This window comes from Pseudobdellovibrionaceae bacterium (genome assembly GCA_020635075.1).
In the GTDB taxonomy this organism is placed as follows: domain Bacteria; phylum Bdellovibrionota; class Bdellovibrionia; order Bdellovibrionales; family UBA1609; genus JADZEO01.
This window is the reverse complement of sequence record JACKAM010000001.1, coordinates 1,230,221-1,246,767: the sequence shown is the minus strand read 5'-3', so window position 1 is coordinate 1,246,767 and position 16,547 is coordinate 1,230,221. Positions and strand designations below refer to the sequence as shown.

Annotated in this window: 13 protein-coding genes; 5 read left to right on the top strand and 8 right to left on the bottom strand. The window is 51.3% G+C overall.

Features of this window, described 5'->3' with window-relative positions; genetic code table 11:
* Positions 1-2: 2 nt before the first annotated feature.
* The 3 genes from H6624_05410 to H6624_05400 form a co-directional block, all read right to left on the bottom strand.
* Positions 3-2,399, bottom strand: coding sequence for a sodium:proton antiporter (locus tag H6624_05410; protein ID MCB9083757.1), 2,397 nt, complete (start codon positions 2,397-2,399; stop codon positions 3-5).
* 8 nt (positions 2,400-2,407) lie between these two features.
* Positions 2,408-3,412: a potassium channel protein gene (locus tag H6624_05405; GenBank protein ID MCB9083756.1), complete on the bottom strand. Its 1,005-nt coding sequence runs from the start codon at positions 3,410-3,412 to the stop codon at positions 2,408-2,410.
* Between the two features lie 249 nt (positions 3,413-3,661).
* A complete protein-coding gene (locus H6624_05400) occupies positions 3,662-5,188 on the bottom strand; it encodes a radical SAM protein (protein ID MCB9083755.1) in 1,527 nt (508 codons plus the stop codon).
* Positions 5,189-5,499: 311 nt separating this feature from the next.
* Here H6624_05400 and H6624_05395 point away from each other — a divergent pair, with 311 nt between their 5' ends.
* Positions 5,500-6,324 carry a hypothetical protein gene (locus tag H6624_05395; GenBank protein ID MCB9083754.1) on the top strand — a complete coding sequence of 275 codons (825 nt, stop codon included), beginning with the start codon at positions 5,500-5,502 and terminating at the stop codon, positions 6,322-6,324.
* A 70-nt stretch (positions 6,325-6,394) separates the two neighbouring features.
* Here H6624_05395 and H6624_05390 read toward each other — a convergent pair whose 3' ends face one another.
* On the bottom strand, positions 6,395-7,636 hold the full coding sequence (locus H6624_05390) for a hypothetical protein (protein ID MCB9083753.1): 1,242 nt from the start codon (positions 7,634-7,636) through the stop codon (positions 6,395-6,397).
* A 28-nt stretch (positions 7,637-7,664) separates the two neighbouring features.
* Here H6624_05390 and H6624_05385 point away from each other — a divergent pair, with 28 nt between their 5' ends.
* The 3 genes from H6624_05385 to scpB all read left to right on the top strand — a co-directional run bounded on the left by H6624_05385 (position 7,665) and on the right by scpB (position 11,249).
* Positions 7,665-8,336, top strand: a complete 672-nt coding sequence (locus H6624_05385) for a site-2 protease family protein (GenBank protein ID MCB9083752.1) — start codon at positions 7,665-7,667, stop codon at positions 8,334-8,336.
* A 238-nt stretch (positions 8,337-8,574) separates the two neighbouring features.
* Positions 8,575-9,636, top strand: a complete 1,062-nt coding sequence (locus H6624_05380; protein MCB9083751.1) for a segregation/condensation protein A — start codon at positions 8,575-8,577, stop codon at positions 9,634-9,636.
* Positions 9,637-9,671: 35 nt separating this feature from the next.
* Complete coding sequence (gene scpB, locus H6624_05375) at positions 9,672-11,249, top strand: SMC-Scp complex subunit ScpB (GenBank protein MCB9083750.1); 1,578 nt, start codon at positions 9,672-9,674, stop codon at positions 11,247-11,249.
* Here the strand turns inward: scpB and H6624_05370 are convergent.
* Complete coding sequence (locus H6624_05370) at positions 11,246-12,250, bottom strand: hypothetical protein (GenBank protein ID MCB9083749.1); 1,005 nt, start codon at positions 12,248-12,250, stop codon at positions 11,246-11,248. The two genes, scpB and H6624_05370, sit on opposite strands and share 4 nt — an antisense overlap.
* Positions 12,247-13,803, bottom strand: coding sequence for a hypothetical protein (locus H6624_05365; protein MCB9083748.1), 1,557 nt, complete (start codon positions 13,801-13,803; stop codon positions 12,247-12,249). The genes H6624_05370 and H6624_05365 overlap by 4 nt, the downstream gene beginning before the upstream one ends.
* Positions 13,804-13,895: 92 nt before the next feature.
* Between H6624_05365 and psd the strand changes: the two genes are divergently transcribed.
* Positions 13,896-14,747, top strand: a complete 852-nt coding sequence (gene psd, locus H6624_05360; GenBank protein MCB9083747.1) for a phosphatidylserine decarboxylase — start codon at positions 13,896-13,898, stop codon at positions 14,745-14,747.
* Here psd and H6624_05355 read toward each other — a convergent pair whose 3' ends face one another.
* Both H6624_05355 and H6624_05350 read right to left on the bottom strand, forming a co-directional pair.
* Positions 14,748-14,984, bottom strand: coding sequence for a ferredoxin (locus H6624_05355; GenBank protein MCB9083746.1), 237 nt, complete (start codon positions 14,982-14,984; stop codon positions 14,748-14,750).
* A 130-nt stretch (positions 14,985-15,114) separates the two neighbouring features.
* On the bottom strand, positions 15,115-16,488 hold the full coding sequence (locus tag H6624_05350) for a hypothetical protein (GenBank protein ID MCB9083745.1): 1,374 nt from the start codon (positions 16,486-16,488) through the stop codon (positions 15,115-15,117).
* Positions 16,489-16,547 lie beyond the last annotated feature (59 nt).

The following is a 16,547-nucleotide window of genomic DNA, read 5'->3' as shown; positions in this document are numbered from 1 at the left end:
ATCTAGGCGACGGGCATGAGTTGGCTTGGGTCTACCTGACTCTTTTCAAGTGGTACTTCCACTGTTTCGGTGTTGAAATCGACGATAATCTCCATGTTTTCGGTTGAGCGGAAATACCGTTCCCCGTTTTTTTCAATCAAAAGCCACTCACTAGATGAGTGAGTAGAGTCAATTCGTAACAAGGTATCGCGTGGGCCCAGCTCAAGTGTGGTTTGATCCTTGTTTAGGAAGGGGCCCGCAAGGTGGACCTTGCCTTCAGCAATGACAATGGCGGCAGCGGAGTGGATATCCTCGCGATGAAGTGTTCGCCCAGCTGGCCAGTATCCTTGACTTACATACTGTTCCAAGGATTCCAGTTCTGATTGTTTTCGTTCGCGGAATAGCCGGACGCCCATCAAGAAGTGGTGTAGGTGTAGGCTGAACGTCTGTTTTGCCTGTCGCATCCAGAGCTGGTGGGCCTGCTGAAGAGCCTCCTCTGCCTGCGAATATATGCTCTCAGAGATGACCTCAGCCTCTTTAAGCCCCTCCAGTTGGTGGTGGGTTCCGGCGGCGATCACTCGGATCATGAAATGGTTTTGGATACCATTGGCCCACATGGGATAATGAAGGTAGAGATCACGAAGCTGGCTTCGAGATTTTTCAAGCCACTTGTTCCCAACATGGGCCACATCCGAGGCAGGGGCAACATGTCTGAGTCCTGACTCCAATCCAAAGATTAGAAACAACAAGATCTCCAAATCCATTCCCAATCGGGCAAATCGAATTCTCCGGTGCCAGGCAGGAAAGGTGACGGCGAGAAGACGGACAAATCTCGTCTCTGGCCGAAGAAAGGACGATTTGTAGATGGTGATATTATGGATATCCTTATGGGAATCCAGTCGGCGGCGAACATCTTGGCAAAGTTTGCGATAGGCCGGCTTGGTAATCTCCCGATTTTCCAACATTTGGTGGTAAAGTTGACGTTCGAACAATAAAAGCTGATGGTAATCGAAGTTCTGTTGAGTGTCGGCCTTTGAGGTGTCGTCCAAAGTCTGCAAAACCTTTTTTTCGAATTGCTCCACCAACAAGGGTGAAAGTACACCACCTTCGGCGGATCGCCTTAATGAGGCAAACAAAGGGTGGTGAATCATGTTTAGGACATGACTATAGGTCTCCTGATCAATGCCCTGTAGGCGATTCAGATCGAAAAAGGCCATTACTTGAGTGATGGTGAGTGCATTGAGCAGAAGTGTAGAAAGCACCACGGCGGTGGTGAGCGCCAGAAACTCCGCTTTGTAGGGAAAGGTCTCTGGGAGGAGCATGACCAAGGCCAATGCCAATCCCCCACGCAGGCCTCCCCACATGAGTATTGTCTGAAAGGAGAAAGATGTTCTTTCGCTTGGACGTACCTTTTGAGCGGCCCATAGGACAAGGGGCACAGCCGCACATCGAGCGCCGTAGACAAAAACCAGTGTGGCGGGGACCAGTGCCAGACTTTTCCATAGAATGGAAAAGTCGACAAAAAAGCCGACGGCAAGAAAAACCAAGGAGTTGGCGCAGAGGGAGAGAAACTCCCACAAGCTGTGCATACCGTGAAGAGCCTCTTTGTTAAATTCCAACCTTGCCCGGTGGCCCAGATAAACACCGATGACCAACGTCGCAAAGATACCGCTGACGTGAAGAAAGTGATCGGCGACAATAAAGCCAATCGACGAGGCTGCAACAGTGATGCCCATTTGTGCCGCGGCAGATCTCCGGGTGAAGCTTAGCAGTCCAGAAGTCATCACTGCCAGTCCAATTCCCACGCCGATCCCACCAAAAGAAACAATGGCGAAGCTCAAGGCTCCTGCGCCAAGAATTGAACTGTCAAGCATTGGCGATGCCGCTGCCGCAACTAAGACTCGGTAAAGAACGATGGCCGTCCCATCATTAAACAAGGACTCGCCTTCAACTAAAGTGAGTAGCCGCTTAGGAGCTCCCACTTCCTTAAATAGTGCCACCACGGCGACCGGGTCAGTTGCTGAAATGAGTGCCCCAAAAACCAACGAGGGAATGAGTTCAAAGCCAAAGGCCCAATGCAATCCCAATCCCACTAGACCCGTGGAAATGATCAGACCAATAATGGCCAAGGCCAGTATCGAAACAATGTTGTGCTTGAGTTGATCCACATCCAGATTGTAGGCGGACTCAAACACTAACGGAGGAAGGAGGATAAAGAGGATGATGTCGGCAAAGGAGTCATTGACGGCAGCAGGCAGAACAATGCCTGCATACTGGAGACCACCACCACATATCAAACCAATCAGGACCAAAAACACTGAATGCGGTAGCGAAAAGGTTCTGGCCAGCCTTGTGGCCACAAAACCTGTCATGAGAATGAGGGCTAAAAGCAGTGCGCCATCAGCAATCATGGTCGCCAATTACCTCACTAGGCATCCTGTTGGGCCTGTTTGACTTCTTCAAAGGACTGAGGAGTACTGAGGGTGACCAAAGTGTCCCCTTCGGAAAACTCATATTGGGAGTCCGGGGCAAAGGTAAACTCACCGTCTTTGTGACGAATACCGACGACGATCACTCCTTCTCTTTTGAATCCGCAGTTGATAAGGCTTTTTCCTTTGAGCTTTGATTTTGCTGTAATATCAATTTCCGCCATCTGTACCCTGCGGTCGGCCTGTAGATCCACGCCTTCAATGTCCAACAGGCCTTCAATGGCGGGATTGAGAACTGACTGAGCTACCTTGACCCCAGAAACCACAACCGGAAGGATCACTTTGTCGGCACCGGCTCGGAGAATTTTCCGCCTGGCTGATTCATCCGAGGCACGGGCAATGATGTAAAGATCAGGGTTGAGGGTGCGGCCGGCGAGAGAGATGTACAGGGAGTCTGCGTCGCAGTCGACCATGTTGACCAAGCAGGCCGCCCGCCTGATTCCCGCTCTTTCCAAATATTCGTCATGGGTGGCGTCGCCTTCGACGAACAAGTAAGGGGTTTGCTCAAGGTCGTGGAGGTTCCTTTCATTCTTCTCAATGATAGCGAAGTCCCTCTCAGCCCTGTGAAGCTCGGAGGCGATCACTCGCCCGATTCGGCCGTAGCCACAAATGATGGTGTGGCCAACTAGGCCTTCGAGTTTTTTCTCCATCTTTTTCCTCCGCTGCAGTTTGAAGTTGATGGAAAATAGGTCTTGCATAAATTGGGTGATGGAGAAGGCGACGGTTCCCATCCCCACTATCAGCAACACGATAGTGAAGGCCCGGCCTTCAGGTGAAAGGGGCCGCACTTCTTGATAACCCGTGGTTGTCAGGGTGATAGCGGTCATATAAAGGGAGTCAAACAGCCCCCAGCCCTCGATGTAGGAGTAGCCAAACACACCGCCGACAAAGACCAGCACCACGAGTATGGCGACAAAAAACGTGCTTCGGCGGATGGATACCATTAGTTGCTTTCCCTCAGAACCCTGCTGGTTTCATCAAGTTGTTGAATTCCTATCGGCCATAATATGGAGGAGAGAGAGTCTGGGATGAGATTGGGCCTAGAGCATGGTCGGGAAAGCAGGACGAAGAGCCCTGCAGCAAACGAAGGTGATTAAAACTGGCCCCCTTAATTGTTGAGCCACAAAGGTCTTTATCAGTGAAGTTGGTCCTTTGCCGACCATTCTCCGCAAATCCTCAGGCTTATATTTACGTTACTTAAGGCCCGGACTATCGTGGCGTCTGGGCTGGGCGATATAGAGTTTCTTGAGCAATCGGCCCAGTGATTTGTCACCTGTCTTGTTCTGACCACGCAATCGATCTCGCTCTCGATAGTACTCGTGAAAACGAATGCGGGAAAAGACATAATCCATGATGTCGCGGCGAAACTTGCGAACCTTAAAGGTGTTTTTGCCGTCAATTGTCTGCCAGTTGGAAAAGAAATAAGGATCTTTGGGGTCAAAGGTAATGCCGAACTTTTCAGGATTTTGATGGAGGTCCGCACCAGGGATCACATCACAGATGGCCATATTGGGTTTGCTGTTAATAAACTTGCGGTGGCGAATGATGAACCAAAGGGTCTTCAACCACTCTTTGGTAGTTTCTCCCGGGTAACCAATCACCAAGTTGATCGACATGCTAATGCCTGCATTGTGAGTGTCGATGATACAGCGGGAGGCTTCCCGGTAGCCGTACCCCTTGGTCATGAGTTTCAATACTTTGTCGGAAGCTGATTCCAGGCCGTAGTTCAAATGAAACAAACCCACTTCGCGCAGATTCCTCAGCAACTCCGGGGTCATGTTTTTGGAAATTCGACCATGGGAGTGAAAGGGAAAGTGAAGACCTTCTTTCTTCATCTCCGCTGCGTACTCGCGCACCCACTTGTGGCTGCCATTAAACAGTAGCTCCACAAAGAAGTACTGCCCGGCCCCATACTTGTCGCGGAGATATTTGAGTTCCTGAACAAAGGCCTTGGCACTCTTAAAGCGGTAGCTCTGCCACATTTTGTAGTCCATACAGAAGTGGCATTTGGCCACACATCCGCGGGAAGAGTAGACGGGGACTTCCAAGAATTCCTTTTTGCCACCATAGCTGTCTTCGTCGGTATAATCAGCAAGATCAAAATCCTCAAAATCAGGTGGAGCCAGGGAATCTAAATCTTTTACTCCCGGGCGAAAGCCACCATCGACAAATTGTCCCTGGTAATAAACCGATGCGCCCGGCACGGGGACAAACTCTCCGTGATCCCGGTATTTGTTCATTAGATCGAGCAGGGTTTCTTCACCTTCGCCATCGACAACCGCATCACTGACGGTTGGATCTTTGTAGCTGTCATCACCATAAAACTTGGAGCAGGTGGGCCCGCCGTAGATAATCTTGACCTGGGGAGATCGTTGACGGATCTGCCGGCCAATGATTTTGGCCATGGGTGAGGCGGTGGCAGAAATCCCCACCACATCCGGCTTATGCTCTAGGATCATTGAAACCCAGCCACCCAGATTGGGCTCCACCAGACGCGGAAATAAAATAGCGTCGAAAATATCCTTCTCAGCCCACTGGAAGCCTTGCGTCATCTTCCAGTATTTCTTTAAGTCTTCCGGAGCAGCCTTGTAGGCCTCGATATTGAGATCAACCGAAGCCACCTCAAAGTCGTTCTGCCGAAGGTGACCTGCCAACAGGGCAATTGAAAGGGGTGGAATACGAGTATTGATGTACGGAACTCCAACCAGTACGACTTTCATTCGCTCTCTCCCCCCTAACCTCTTCCCAAATCATCCCCGAATACCCCGGCCCAGTCAAATTTACGCGGATCCGGACGACGCCAGAGGTCCTGTGTCGGCAGCCTTCACTTCTTAACCTCAGGCCAACAATTGTGGATGGCTCCCCTGGAAGGCTTACAGGCCTTTGAAAGCGGGGAGGTGGGGCAGGTCAGAGATCTTTTCAAAGCGGGGCTCAGTCCTGCGGTTTGGCGGCAACCCGCATTAAATTGGCCGGGTTCAGAAAAACAAAAGTAGAAGAGGTCTTTCTTTTATTAACGAAGAGGAGTGTATCTATGAAAAAACTGATGCTTGTGTGGAGCATTTTTGTTGGATTGTCGGCTCAAGCTGTGACCTGGCAAGACATGAAGGTGTCTGTCGATAACGGACAGGCCTACATGGAGCTGTTTGATGAGCAGGGAAGTTATGTTGGCAAGGCCGGCGTCTTTTCTGAAGAGTGGAAGGGCGATGAGTTGTCCAAGTATGTTGTTCGCTACGTACCTGGAACATTTTTGGTGGAATTTAACTCCTATGAGTTTTACGGCTGGACTTACTACTCCCAACAAGATGCTTTTTATGGCGTGACTCAACAGGGCGTTGAGATCTACTGGGGAACGTCCCTTGAAGTTTCAGCACAGGCTGTTGGTGGTCAATTTGTGACGGGCCTTAAAGGAAAGCTTGAAAAGTGGGATCTGGGTGGAGACAAGGAACTCTATCGTTTGGTCTTCCGCAAAGCTGGAAAGTTTGTGACTTGGGCCAAGGCGGACGATCAGTTGACTGAGGGCTGGAACCAAACTGCCAATGGAATTCGCTACGAAATCCGTTGGGCTAATGGCAAGTTGGCGGACAGCGCTTTGGCCAGCAAGCAGATCTACAGCGGCGGCAAGTTGAACCCCAAGGCATTCATGTGCTTTGACAATCAGATTTGTCCTGCTCTCGCCATTCGTGACACAGAGAGTGGTCCTAACAACGGCAAGTTCCTGACTGTGGTTTACGGAAAGCTAGGCAAAGACCTGCGCTGTTACTACCATGCTAAAGCTGAAAAGAGCTTGGACAAAGAGACCAGTGGTGATGTGATCACTCACCAGTCTTTCCGCAAGCTGAACAAGCTTTGCGATTAAAAGTTGTCGACTTGTCTCACAACTGAAAAAAGGCCGCATTCGACTGCGGCCTTTTTTTATGGTCCCATTTTTAAAATTGGAAAGAAGTTCCGACGAGAAAGGAAAAGATCTGCACGCTCTTGGGGATTTTGCTGATCTTCTGCCCCACCAATTGAGAACTGTAGCCTTTGCCGCCCGAGTAGTAGCCACCTAAAGTAACGGTTGAACGATTGGTGGTGAACAGAGCAAAGTTGGTGGAAAATCCCCACATATCCAGGTGATCCCCCTGGCGACTCTTGACGTTGTCCGGAATGTCTCCATGGGAGGCAAGATTGGTGTAGAGTCCAAACCTCCAGGCTGCCCAGGAGCGAACAAAGTATTCACCACCAACGGCAAGATTCCAAGTTTGACGATGGCGAATTCTCTCCGCGGCATCCACGTCCTTCATATCATCGTAAGATTCTCGCCCATGATAGGTCACATCGGCCGTGGCTGCCCACTTTCCGGGCTGTTGGTAGCCGATGCCCATGTTCAGCCGTGGGGGAATGCGAGTTGAAGCCGGCACTTTAAGTTTATTGATAGTAGGAGTGGCGCCGCCCCCGGTGTCGATGGTGGTGCGCAAATAGGAACCCTGGCCACTGATGCTGAGAGAGGGCAGTCGGTAGCTAAGCCCCGCCGTCCAATTAGCATTGATCTCATGGTAATAGCCCAAAATGTAAACCAGGGCGTTGTGGGTAAAGAGCTTTTCCTCGTTGGTCACCTGGGTGATGCCACCAGTGGTGAGTTGGTCGGTGAGGGAGCGGGAAAATGTGCGCGAGGTGTAGTACATGGTCAAACCGATGGCGTCTTTTTCTGTCAGGTTCAGACCCAAAGATCCACCCACCCAAAGAGACTGATCCTGAAGGTTCATGTAAGAGATCACGTCATTACTGGTTTTGACCTCTCCCGCGTAAGCATCGTAGTCGGGAAACATAATGGAAAGCCCGACGGCAAAATTTCCAAAGGAGTACACTGTGCCACTGGAGGCGGGGATGGGGACAATGGATCCGCGGTTGACCCGCAAGGCAGCGGCTTCCAGCGCGTCCAAATCTCCGAACTGGGTGTCGTACTTGTGGTAGACGTTGACCGCAGCACTCAAGGTGGCCCCATCCATGCGCGCAATGGTGGCCGGATTGTAGTAAGCGCAGGCAGCGGGATCGCCTGTGAAGGCGGTGTAGGCACCACCCATACCGGCGGCTCTTTCGCCGATCAAGATAGAACTGTAGTTGGAATAGGCAGCCAGCGCTCCGCAGGAAGAAAAAAGGCAAAGAAGAGTACAAAGGTATTTTGTCATGTGGCCTCCCATAGTATAACGTCAGGCCATGAATCATTTCAATCTGGTGGAAGTAGGGGCTAAAGTCGCGGTTTTCTTTGTTCCCTTCCTGTTTGCCCTTTGCTTTCATGAATTTGCGCACGGTTGGGTGGCTCGACGTAAGGGCGACCGCACAGCAGAAATTATGGGTCGGTTGACCCTGAACCCCTTTGCCCATCTGGATTGGTTTGGCACTGTCATTTTGCCCATCATGGCTATCGCCTTTCAATGGCCCCTTTTTGGCTGGGCCAAGCCCGTGCCGGTGAATTCACGTAATTTGGAGAACCCCAAAAAAGATATGTTTTGGATTGCTCTGGCAGGACCCTTGTCTAACGTGATTTTGGCGGTGGTGGGTGCTGTTGCGCTGGGCTTAGTGCACCCCTTTTTGTCGGAGTCTCTTCGCGATCCAGTCTCCAATATGTTGGTGGGCTTTATATGGATCAACCTTTTGTTAGCCATCTTTAATATGATCCCCATGCACCCCTTGGACGGGGGGAAGGTATTGGCGCGCTTTCTTCCGGAAAGTGCTAACCGCAAAATGGAGGAAAACCAAAGCACCATGAATATGATCTTGATCGGGGTGTTCTTGATGGGCGGGTTTCGCTACCTGGCTTATCCCGTGGGCTTTCTTCGTGACATCTTGATTGGGGTGGCCGAGACGGTGGCTCGGCTTATTTCTTAAGCATTCTTGCCGTACAGCGCCATGGGTTCTCCTGGAAAGCTCCTTGTTAGGGGAAAATATCATTGATCTTAGGGTCTTAGTCAGCAATATGGGAGACCTGGTTAAAAGTTTGGTTGCAACTTCTCAGGGCCCTTGATTCAATGAGTGCCAAGAGGTGTCATCCGACTTTAGTCAAGGACACCGGGAAGATTTCAGCTGGCTGCGGAAGGGAAGTCTGCGGCCGAGATGGGGAATTGGTTTGAGCCTAGTTATACAACTGGAACGTTTTGAGGGGCCATTAGGGCTGCTTCTTCACCTGATTCGTCGTGAGGAAATGGATATTTTTGATATCAATATCCATGAGATCACCCGCCAGTATTTGGATTTCATCAAATCCATGAAGAAGTTGGATCTGGAAAATGCCGGCGACTTTGTCAGCATGGCGGCCAGCCTCATTCAGATTAAGTCAAAGATGCTTCTCCCTCAGTACAACGAGGACGGGGAAGAGATTGAACAAGAAGACCCTCGCAAAGAGCTGGTGGCCAAGCTTCTGGAGTACCAGAAGTATCAGGATGCCGCCCATCGCCTCTACGACCGCCCCCTTGTTGGCCGCGATGTTTATTTGCGTGGCGAGCGGATGGATTTGGAGTCTGAAGAAGAAGGCGAAATCATTGTCGAAGACAATGCGCTGTTTGCTTTGATCTCAGCTTATCGCGCGGCCATTCGCGGGATGAAAAAGGGCATTCACAAGGTTTCGGAGGCGCTGCAGTCCATTTCGGAAAGGATTCTGGAAATCAAAGACCGGCTGGTTGTCGGTCGTATGCTTGGATTCTTTGAGTTCATCGATGGAGAGAAACGGGGAGAGGCACGGTCGAGCCAGGTCTTGGTGACCTTCATTTCTCTGCTTGAGTTGGCCAAGATGGGTTTTGTGTCTTTGTTTCAGGCGGATGACAAGTCGGAAATTCGTATTGAGGCCAAGCACATGGTTGATGGGGATGTGATTTCCACCGTTGAAGACTACGACAATGCCCATGCCAGTGAAGTAGCTATGCATATTCTGGAAGAGGCCGAGGCTGAACATGAGGTGCCCATTGACTTGGAGGCTGCTGCCGAAAAACTCATGGAAGAGGCGAGTGCGGAAGTGATTCAGCAGCAAGAAGACGAGTTAGCTGACGCTGCCACCGACGAGGAAATTCTCGCCGAAGAGATGAAGCTAGATGAAGAAGATAGGCAGCGTGGACATGAGCTGGGTGAGGAATTGGGCGAAGAGATCTTTTTGCCAGTTGAGGCAATGGAACCGACACAGGATGGTGAGCTGTGAGTGATTTAGAGAAGGAAGATCTTCTGGAAGAGAACATGGGCGAGGCTCAAATGGATGTCGAAATCGAGGAAGAAGAGCATCTCGCAGCCGCCGATTCAGACGACTGGGCCCAGTTTGAGGAAGAGGCGGCAAGGCTTGCGGGCGAAAACCCGGTGGCCGATGAGGAGATGTTGGCCGCAGCCGATGAAGAACGGGTTTTCGATGAGTTGGAGGACAGTGAAGAGAATCATTTCTCGGCCGAAGGCACTGAGCTGGAAGGCTATGAGTCCGAAGATGTTGAGGATGCCGAGTTTATCGAGGACGACCAACTGGTGTCTATTGTGGAAAGCGTGTTGTTTTCCACTGATAAGCCCATGTCTGTGGCTCACATGAAGCAAGCCTTTAAGGGCACGAAGGTGAAGGCCAAGCAAATCCGTAGGGCCCTGGATCTTTTGGCGGTGGAGTATGCCGGCGCCAATCGCGGCGTGACCCTTGAGGAAGTCAATGGCGGCTACCAGCTGCGCACAAAAATGGACAATATGACCTACTTGCGGCGCATGGTGAAAGCCCGTCCGTTTAAGTTGTCCGGACCTGCATTGGAAGTGATTGCTATTGCGGCCTATAAGCAGCCGGTGACCAAGTCAGAAATCGACAGCATCCGCGGTGTGGAATCCGGCCACTTGTTGCGGGGCTTGATGGAGAAGGGTCTGGTGAATTTCGCTGGCAAGAGCGATCTGCCCGGCAAACCCATGCTCTATGCCACAACCAGGAAGTTTTTGGAGATTTTTGGTTTGCGCAACATCAGGGAACTTCCTTCTTTGACGGAAATCGATGAGCTGATCCCAGAGGGTATTGGCGAGGTCGAAGAGAAGAAAGAGAAGTTGGAAGACATCACTGGAGATCTCTCCATGCAAGTGGCAGATAGCTACTCTGAGGGTGAAGAGGAGTTGCTCAAGATTTCCAGCCAATTGGAGACTATCACGACGAGCTCTGACTTTTTTGAAGACGAAAAACGTCGACAGAAGGAAAAGAGGGACCGTGAGAGGGCCGAAGACATTCGCGATGCTTTGGCCGTTGGCGAGGAAGTGGACCCCAAGGACGCCAAGTGGTTGGCGCGCTATGAAAAGGCCCTAGAGGAAAAGGCGGCAGCTGCATCCTCAGCTGCTGAAGCGGCGACGGCACCGGCGAGTGAAACCTCAGAGACCACCGAAGCCGAAGATGTTAAAGAGATCTCAGAGACCAAGGAAGCTGGAACTCGCACTCTTGAAGAAGAAGTGGATCAGGCCTTTGAAGCTCTTGTGTCCTCTCAAGGCGAAGAAATTGATTCTATAGATGGATTTGGCACCGTGGCCGATATGGAAGCTGCAGCCGATGCCCGTGATGAGGCGAGATTGAAGGCTGAGCCCGGGGCTGAAGAGGTCCCTTCACATGATTTTATGGATGAGGAAACAGTCACCCAAACATTTGCTGCGGCAGACCTTAGCTTTGAGGGCGAAGACGAGGCTCTCAGCAGTGGAGCCAAAATTGGCGAAGTGTCCTTTGGCAAATTGGAAAAGGACATGGAAATCTTCGATGAAGAGCAATTTGTCGAAGAGGAAATCAGCCAGGAACCGGAGCCGTCGGCCGAAGTCTAAGGGGAATCAGGTTTAGGATTTTCTGCCAAATAGGACGTAATTTTCCGGGCGATCATTTCATTTAGTTTGGAATTGGGATGGGCATCCAAGGGGTGGATAATCTCCTCGTCGAAGGGCAGATCGCTGAGGTCGAGGGTCTCGATCCCTTGACGGGTGAGTTCAGCAAACATTTCGCGGTCCCTTTCGGTTAAATGGGGGCCCAAGCCGACAATAAATCGCCCCTCGGGAAATGACTTGAGATACTCATCACGTATGGCTGGAAAGCTGTGGTGAACCGCTTGATGGACATCTTCATTCATCAATCTCCCAGTCATGCCCGGGAGGCCCCTCAAGGAGCGTATTCCAAGATCAAAGTTCCATCGTTTGAGTTTCTGCAAAATCCAGCTCAAGGCGGGGTGAACTTCAGACCAGGAACCCAAAAATCTCAATTGATTGTTCTGCCATCGATACTGTGGGGTCCATTCCATATTTGGTGATTTAAAAAAGGCCCCGCCGCTTCTCTGCCGATGAAAGGGGAGGTACAGGTAGAAGGCAAAGCCAGGGGGCGCGGCTCGGCGATATCGCGAGAGGTCCAGTTCCATTTGTCGGAGGACGTCGAAGACTCCGTATCCACTGATACCAAAATTTGCACTCCAGTAGTCAGGGTTTTGCTTGGCAAAATGAGAGGGGAGAGTGTCTTCATCATTGAGTTTGGCACCAAAGACATAAGAGCATCCAAAAAACAGGGCATGTCTTGTTCCATGGTCGATGTCCTTGGAGGGGGTCCGTCTATGGCCAAAATCGTCGAAGATGTAGGTGACGGTCAAAAGAGGTGAGCCATCAGGCAAAAACACCTCATGGAGGACTGTGTTGTTGGGTTTCATGAATCTGTAGGCGAGCTCTTCATTGACAGCATTAGCACCCTTTGGGGAGGTAAACTTGTTCATCAGTTGATTCGCTCCCAATGCTGGGAGAACCACGAAAAAGACAAACCCGATCAGTAGGGCGGGTTTCAGTTTCATCGCACCTCCAAGGTCTGCGATGCCAAACTTTTCGCCAAGGCCTCGGCAACTTTGACTCCGTCACAGGCAGCACTCGTGATACCACCCGCATATCCGGCACCCTCGCCAGCCGGGTAGAGTCCCTGGTGAGAGACAGATTGAAGAGTTTTTTCATCGCGAACCACTCTCAAGGGGCAGGACGTGCGTGTTTCGACACCGTAAAACTGGGCTTGTTCAGAGGCAAATCCCTTGAGTGAGCGATTGAATTCAGCGATTCCCCAGCAAATGGAATCAAAAATCGAGGCTGGAAGAACTTGATCGAGGCGCAAAGCCACTGTTCCACTGGGACAGGAGCCGGGCAGGGCTTCCCCTTGGCGACGCTCCAAAAAGTCTGTGACCCGTTGCACGGGGAGTTCGCGTGTTCCGCCGACCCTTTGGACGGCAAGGAAAGCCTTCTGCTCTATTTGCCGGCGCCAGCTCAGGCCAGCAAAGGTGTTTTCTTGGCCAAAGCTTTGGTTGTGATCGACGGTGACAACAATCGCCGCGTTAGCGTAGGGTGAATTACGTTTGTAGTTGCTCATGCCATTGCAAACCAAGCCATCAGCCTCGGTGCCCGAGGATAATACATAGCCTCCCGGGCACATGCAAAAGCTGTAAACTCCAGTGTCAGATTCCCGATTGTGGGCAGCCAGTCGGTAATTGGCGGCACCAAGTTTCGGATGTCCCGCATATTGGCGATACTGAGATTGGTCAATCCAATGTTGAGGATGTTCAATGCGCAAGCCAACGGCAAATGCTTTTCCTTCCATAGCCACTTGTTTTTGAGCAAGGTGATGAAAGATATCCTCAGCGCTATGACCAGTGGCGAGAACCACGTGGGGGCTATGAAATATATCGCCTCTATCTGTCTTTAGTCCGTTGATTTGCTTGCCTTCAATGAGCAAATCAGTCACTCGGGTTTCAAAGTGAATTTTGCCACCAAGTTGGAGCAGCCGGTTTCGCAGGTGAGGAATCAGGCGACGGATGCGATCTGATCCCACGTGAGGATTGGCCAAATAGAGGATTTCTTGAGGGGCGCCGAAGTCAACCAACCTCTGCATCACATAGGGGATGTAAGGTGATTTGATGCGAGTGATGAGCTTGCCATCAGAGTAGAGGCCAGCTCCCCCTTCTCCAAAGCACACGTTGTTTCGTTCGTCCATCTCACCATAGCGCCAGAACTTATTGATTGCCTTGAGTCGGGTCACGCAATCTGAGCCTCTCTCGAAAATCTCACAGGGTATCCCTCTTTCAAGAAGGCGGAGGCCGGTAAAAAGACCGCATGGCCCTGAGCCAATAATCAAGACCGGCGGACCATGGTAGGAGACTTTGTCCAGTGTGAACGAGTTTTCTGGCGGGATCTCCCCTTGGGAGAAGACTTCAATCGAGTAGACCAGATGTGGTTCATGTCGTCTGCGGGCATCAACGGATTGGCGAAGAATGTGATAGGTGGAATAGTTGGGGACAAGCCAGGCGAGCTTTTCCTCCAAGTCCTCATCCAGGCCCAATTTGACGTTGTGAAAAATCTGACTCATGGAACAAAAAATACCACAGCACCCGGGAAGGATCATGGTTTTTCCCCTTTTTCATTGACTGTCCGGGGCCCCACAAAGAATGCTGTGTGGCCATGAGTCTTAAGGAAATTCTGCTGGGGTACCTGCTCTATTTGGTGCCCAAAAACCTGATGAGTTATTGGGTGGGGCGTTTGACCTGCCTGAAAATGCCCGGCATTCTCGGGCCTGCTCTTGTTGCCTGGTTCGCTCGCCGCTACAAGCTCAACATGGACGAGGCAGAATTCCCCTTAGAGGCCTACCCGAGCATTAATCAGTTGTTCACTCGTAGATTGAAGCCCGGGGCCAGACCCCTGGGAGAGGGTGTCGTCCATCCTGCTGATTCCTGTCTCACCCAGCGTGGGGAAATTATTCTAGGTTCTCTCTACCAAATCAAAGGCTGGGGTTACTCGGCTCAGGAACTTTTGGCTGAATCGGACGTCTCCCATTGGGAGCATGGCCACTATTTGACTTATTACCTGTGCCCAACCGATTACCACCGTGTCCACTCTCCCGTTGCCGGCAAGGTGGTCAGAATCACCCATATCCCTGGCGCGTTGTGGCCGGTGAATCTTTGGAGTGTTCACAATATTCCCCACTTGTTTGCCCGCAATGAAAGATTGATCTTTTACATTGATACGGCCTTGGGGCGGGTCGCTCTTGTCATGGTGGGCGCAACCAATGTTGGGAAAATGACTCTTTGTTTTGATTCGGACTGGGTCACCAATCAACCCAACCAGCGTGAGATTAGGCGCAAGGACATGGAGCCGGCCTTTGAGGTGCAAAAGGGCGAGGAACTGGGGATTTTTAATATGGGAAGCACAGTGGTGATGCTCTATCCGCCCGGGTTTTTGGATTCATTTCCTGAAGATGGTGGAGTCGAGATTCCCGTCAGGATGGGAGAAAGTTTGTTCCCCACTAGTCACTGATTAGGCCTCGCCATCGCTGCCAATGGCTTCCACAGGGCAACCGTCCATTGCCTCCTGGCACAGGTTCTCCTCTTCTTCGCTGCCGGGTTGCTTGATAACGAATGCATGACCATCATTTTCGTCCATGCCAAAATGATCGGGAGCTGTTAGGACACAGGCATCACAAGCGATGCATTCAGAATCAACGTAGAATTTGCCATCTACGTTTTCGTCATACTTGTTGTTCTTGTCAGCCATTGCCACCAATGCCCCCTCGGTTTTCAGCGGGCCTCCGTCATGCTTTAGTCCTGTCGTTATTAACAATAGGCAAGCCATGGGTCACGAGCAATCTCCAACAACACGCATTAAGAGGTGGGAATTCCGTCTTTTATTGCAGTTGGATGCGCAGATTTCCGTTCAGACGAACCCCATTCTTGTTCACTTCGACGGCCTTTTCCTGGGCAGTCAACTCAGCAATGACTTGATTGAGACGGCGAACGGCAGTGCGAATGCGGGGGTAGTAGCTTTCGTTGTAACTGGCCTCCCACAATAAATGGGTGAGGGCGCCCAAGCCAATCTCTTCGGTCTTTCCGAGGGCGAGAGTTAGACGGTAGAGGTTCTTTCGCGTCTTGAGAGAGAAGGATTTACCTTGAAAGGAGATCATGCCCGATTTGCTCTCAACTCTCAGTTGCTGAGTTTCTGGGCCTGAGCCGACTCGGCCACGCCACAATGACTGAGAGGCTTCATCCAGAGCAGCCAAACATAGAGCCCACTGGGACTTGATTTCTTCCCTAGTTTGCGAGTGGTGGGTGACTCGAACGGCAATAGAAAGAAGATACAGGACAGAGGTCAGGGGCAGTCCGGCCAATGCCTTCATCAGTGTTTGTAAATCGGGCGATTCAGTTCCTGACAAGCTTAAGAGCCCGAGCAGTGCGGACTCGGCCTGTGTCATTTGGCTATTTTCCAGGTCGCCCACTGTTTTCAAAAAATGAGATTGAGAGAGCAGGGGAGTGCCTCCCATAAGAATTGATTCCCCGTGAAAGGAGAGCAAGAGGCTGAGCTTATCCGCGCCCGACAAAAAGTCATTCTCCAGAATACTCTCTAGGCGAGCCTTGGCTGCAGTGATATCCCCTAGCTGAAGCTCAGCCAAGAGCAGTGCTTCCTGAAGGGCAAAGTTTTCCGCCGAGAGGGGATGAAAGTTCTCTCTCATCTTGAGCTCGCGGTAGTCCTGGGCAAGATGGGCTTTGATGCGAAAGCAAGCCTCCAGTCGGACGAGATCTGGCAGGCAGGAAACCGTCAAATCCTCAAGACCGGCTTTGGCCAATCGGGAAAACACCAAACGAAAGATTCCAAGGGCCCGGTGGGCTTGTCCTTCACGCTCAAGGAATCGCCCCAGTCTTTGGCTGGCGCGGAGAAAGGTCTCAAAGCTGACAAACTCATTCGTTGCGCGGAAATTCTCCTCCAGCTGTCCTAGAGTTTCACGGAAGCTACTTTTATGACCGAGAGCCAGTTGGCAGTCAGCGATGTCAGCAATCAGCATCAGGTGGTCGCCAAGTGAAGCTCGCGTAATCGTGAGATGTTCCAGTGCCTGTTTCCATTGTCCTTGGCGCATCAAAACCTGGCCAAGCAGGTTGTCCCGACGCCGTCTTTCGGCTGTGGTTTGACTTGGGCTTTTCAATAGGAGGCTCTGCGCCTCCTGAAATCGGCCTCGGTCAATCAAAACATCGGCACGTTTGGAAACCATATCTGCAGGACTCAGCATGTGGGATCTCCTCGGTCAGTAGCCCTGGTTGTCCAGGGGTTGAACAGTGGGACCAATTT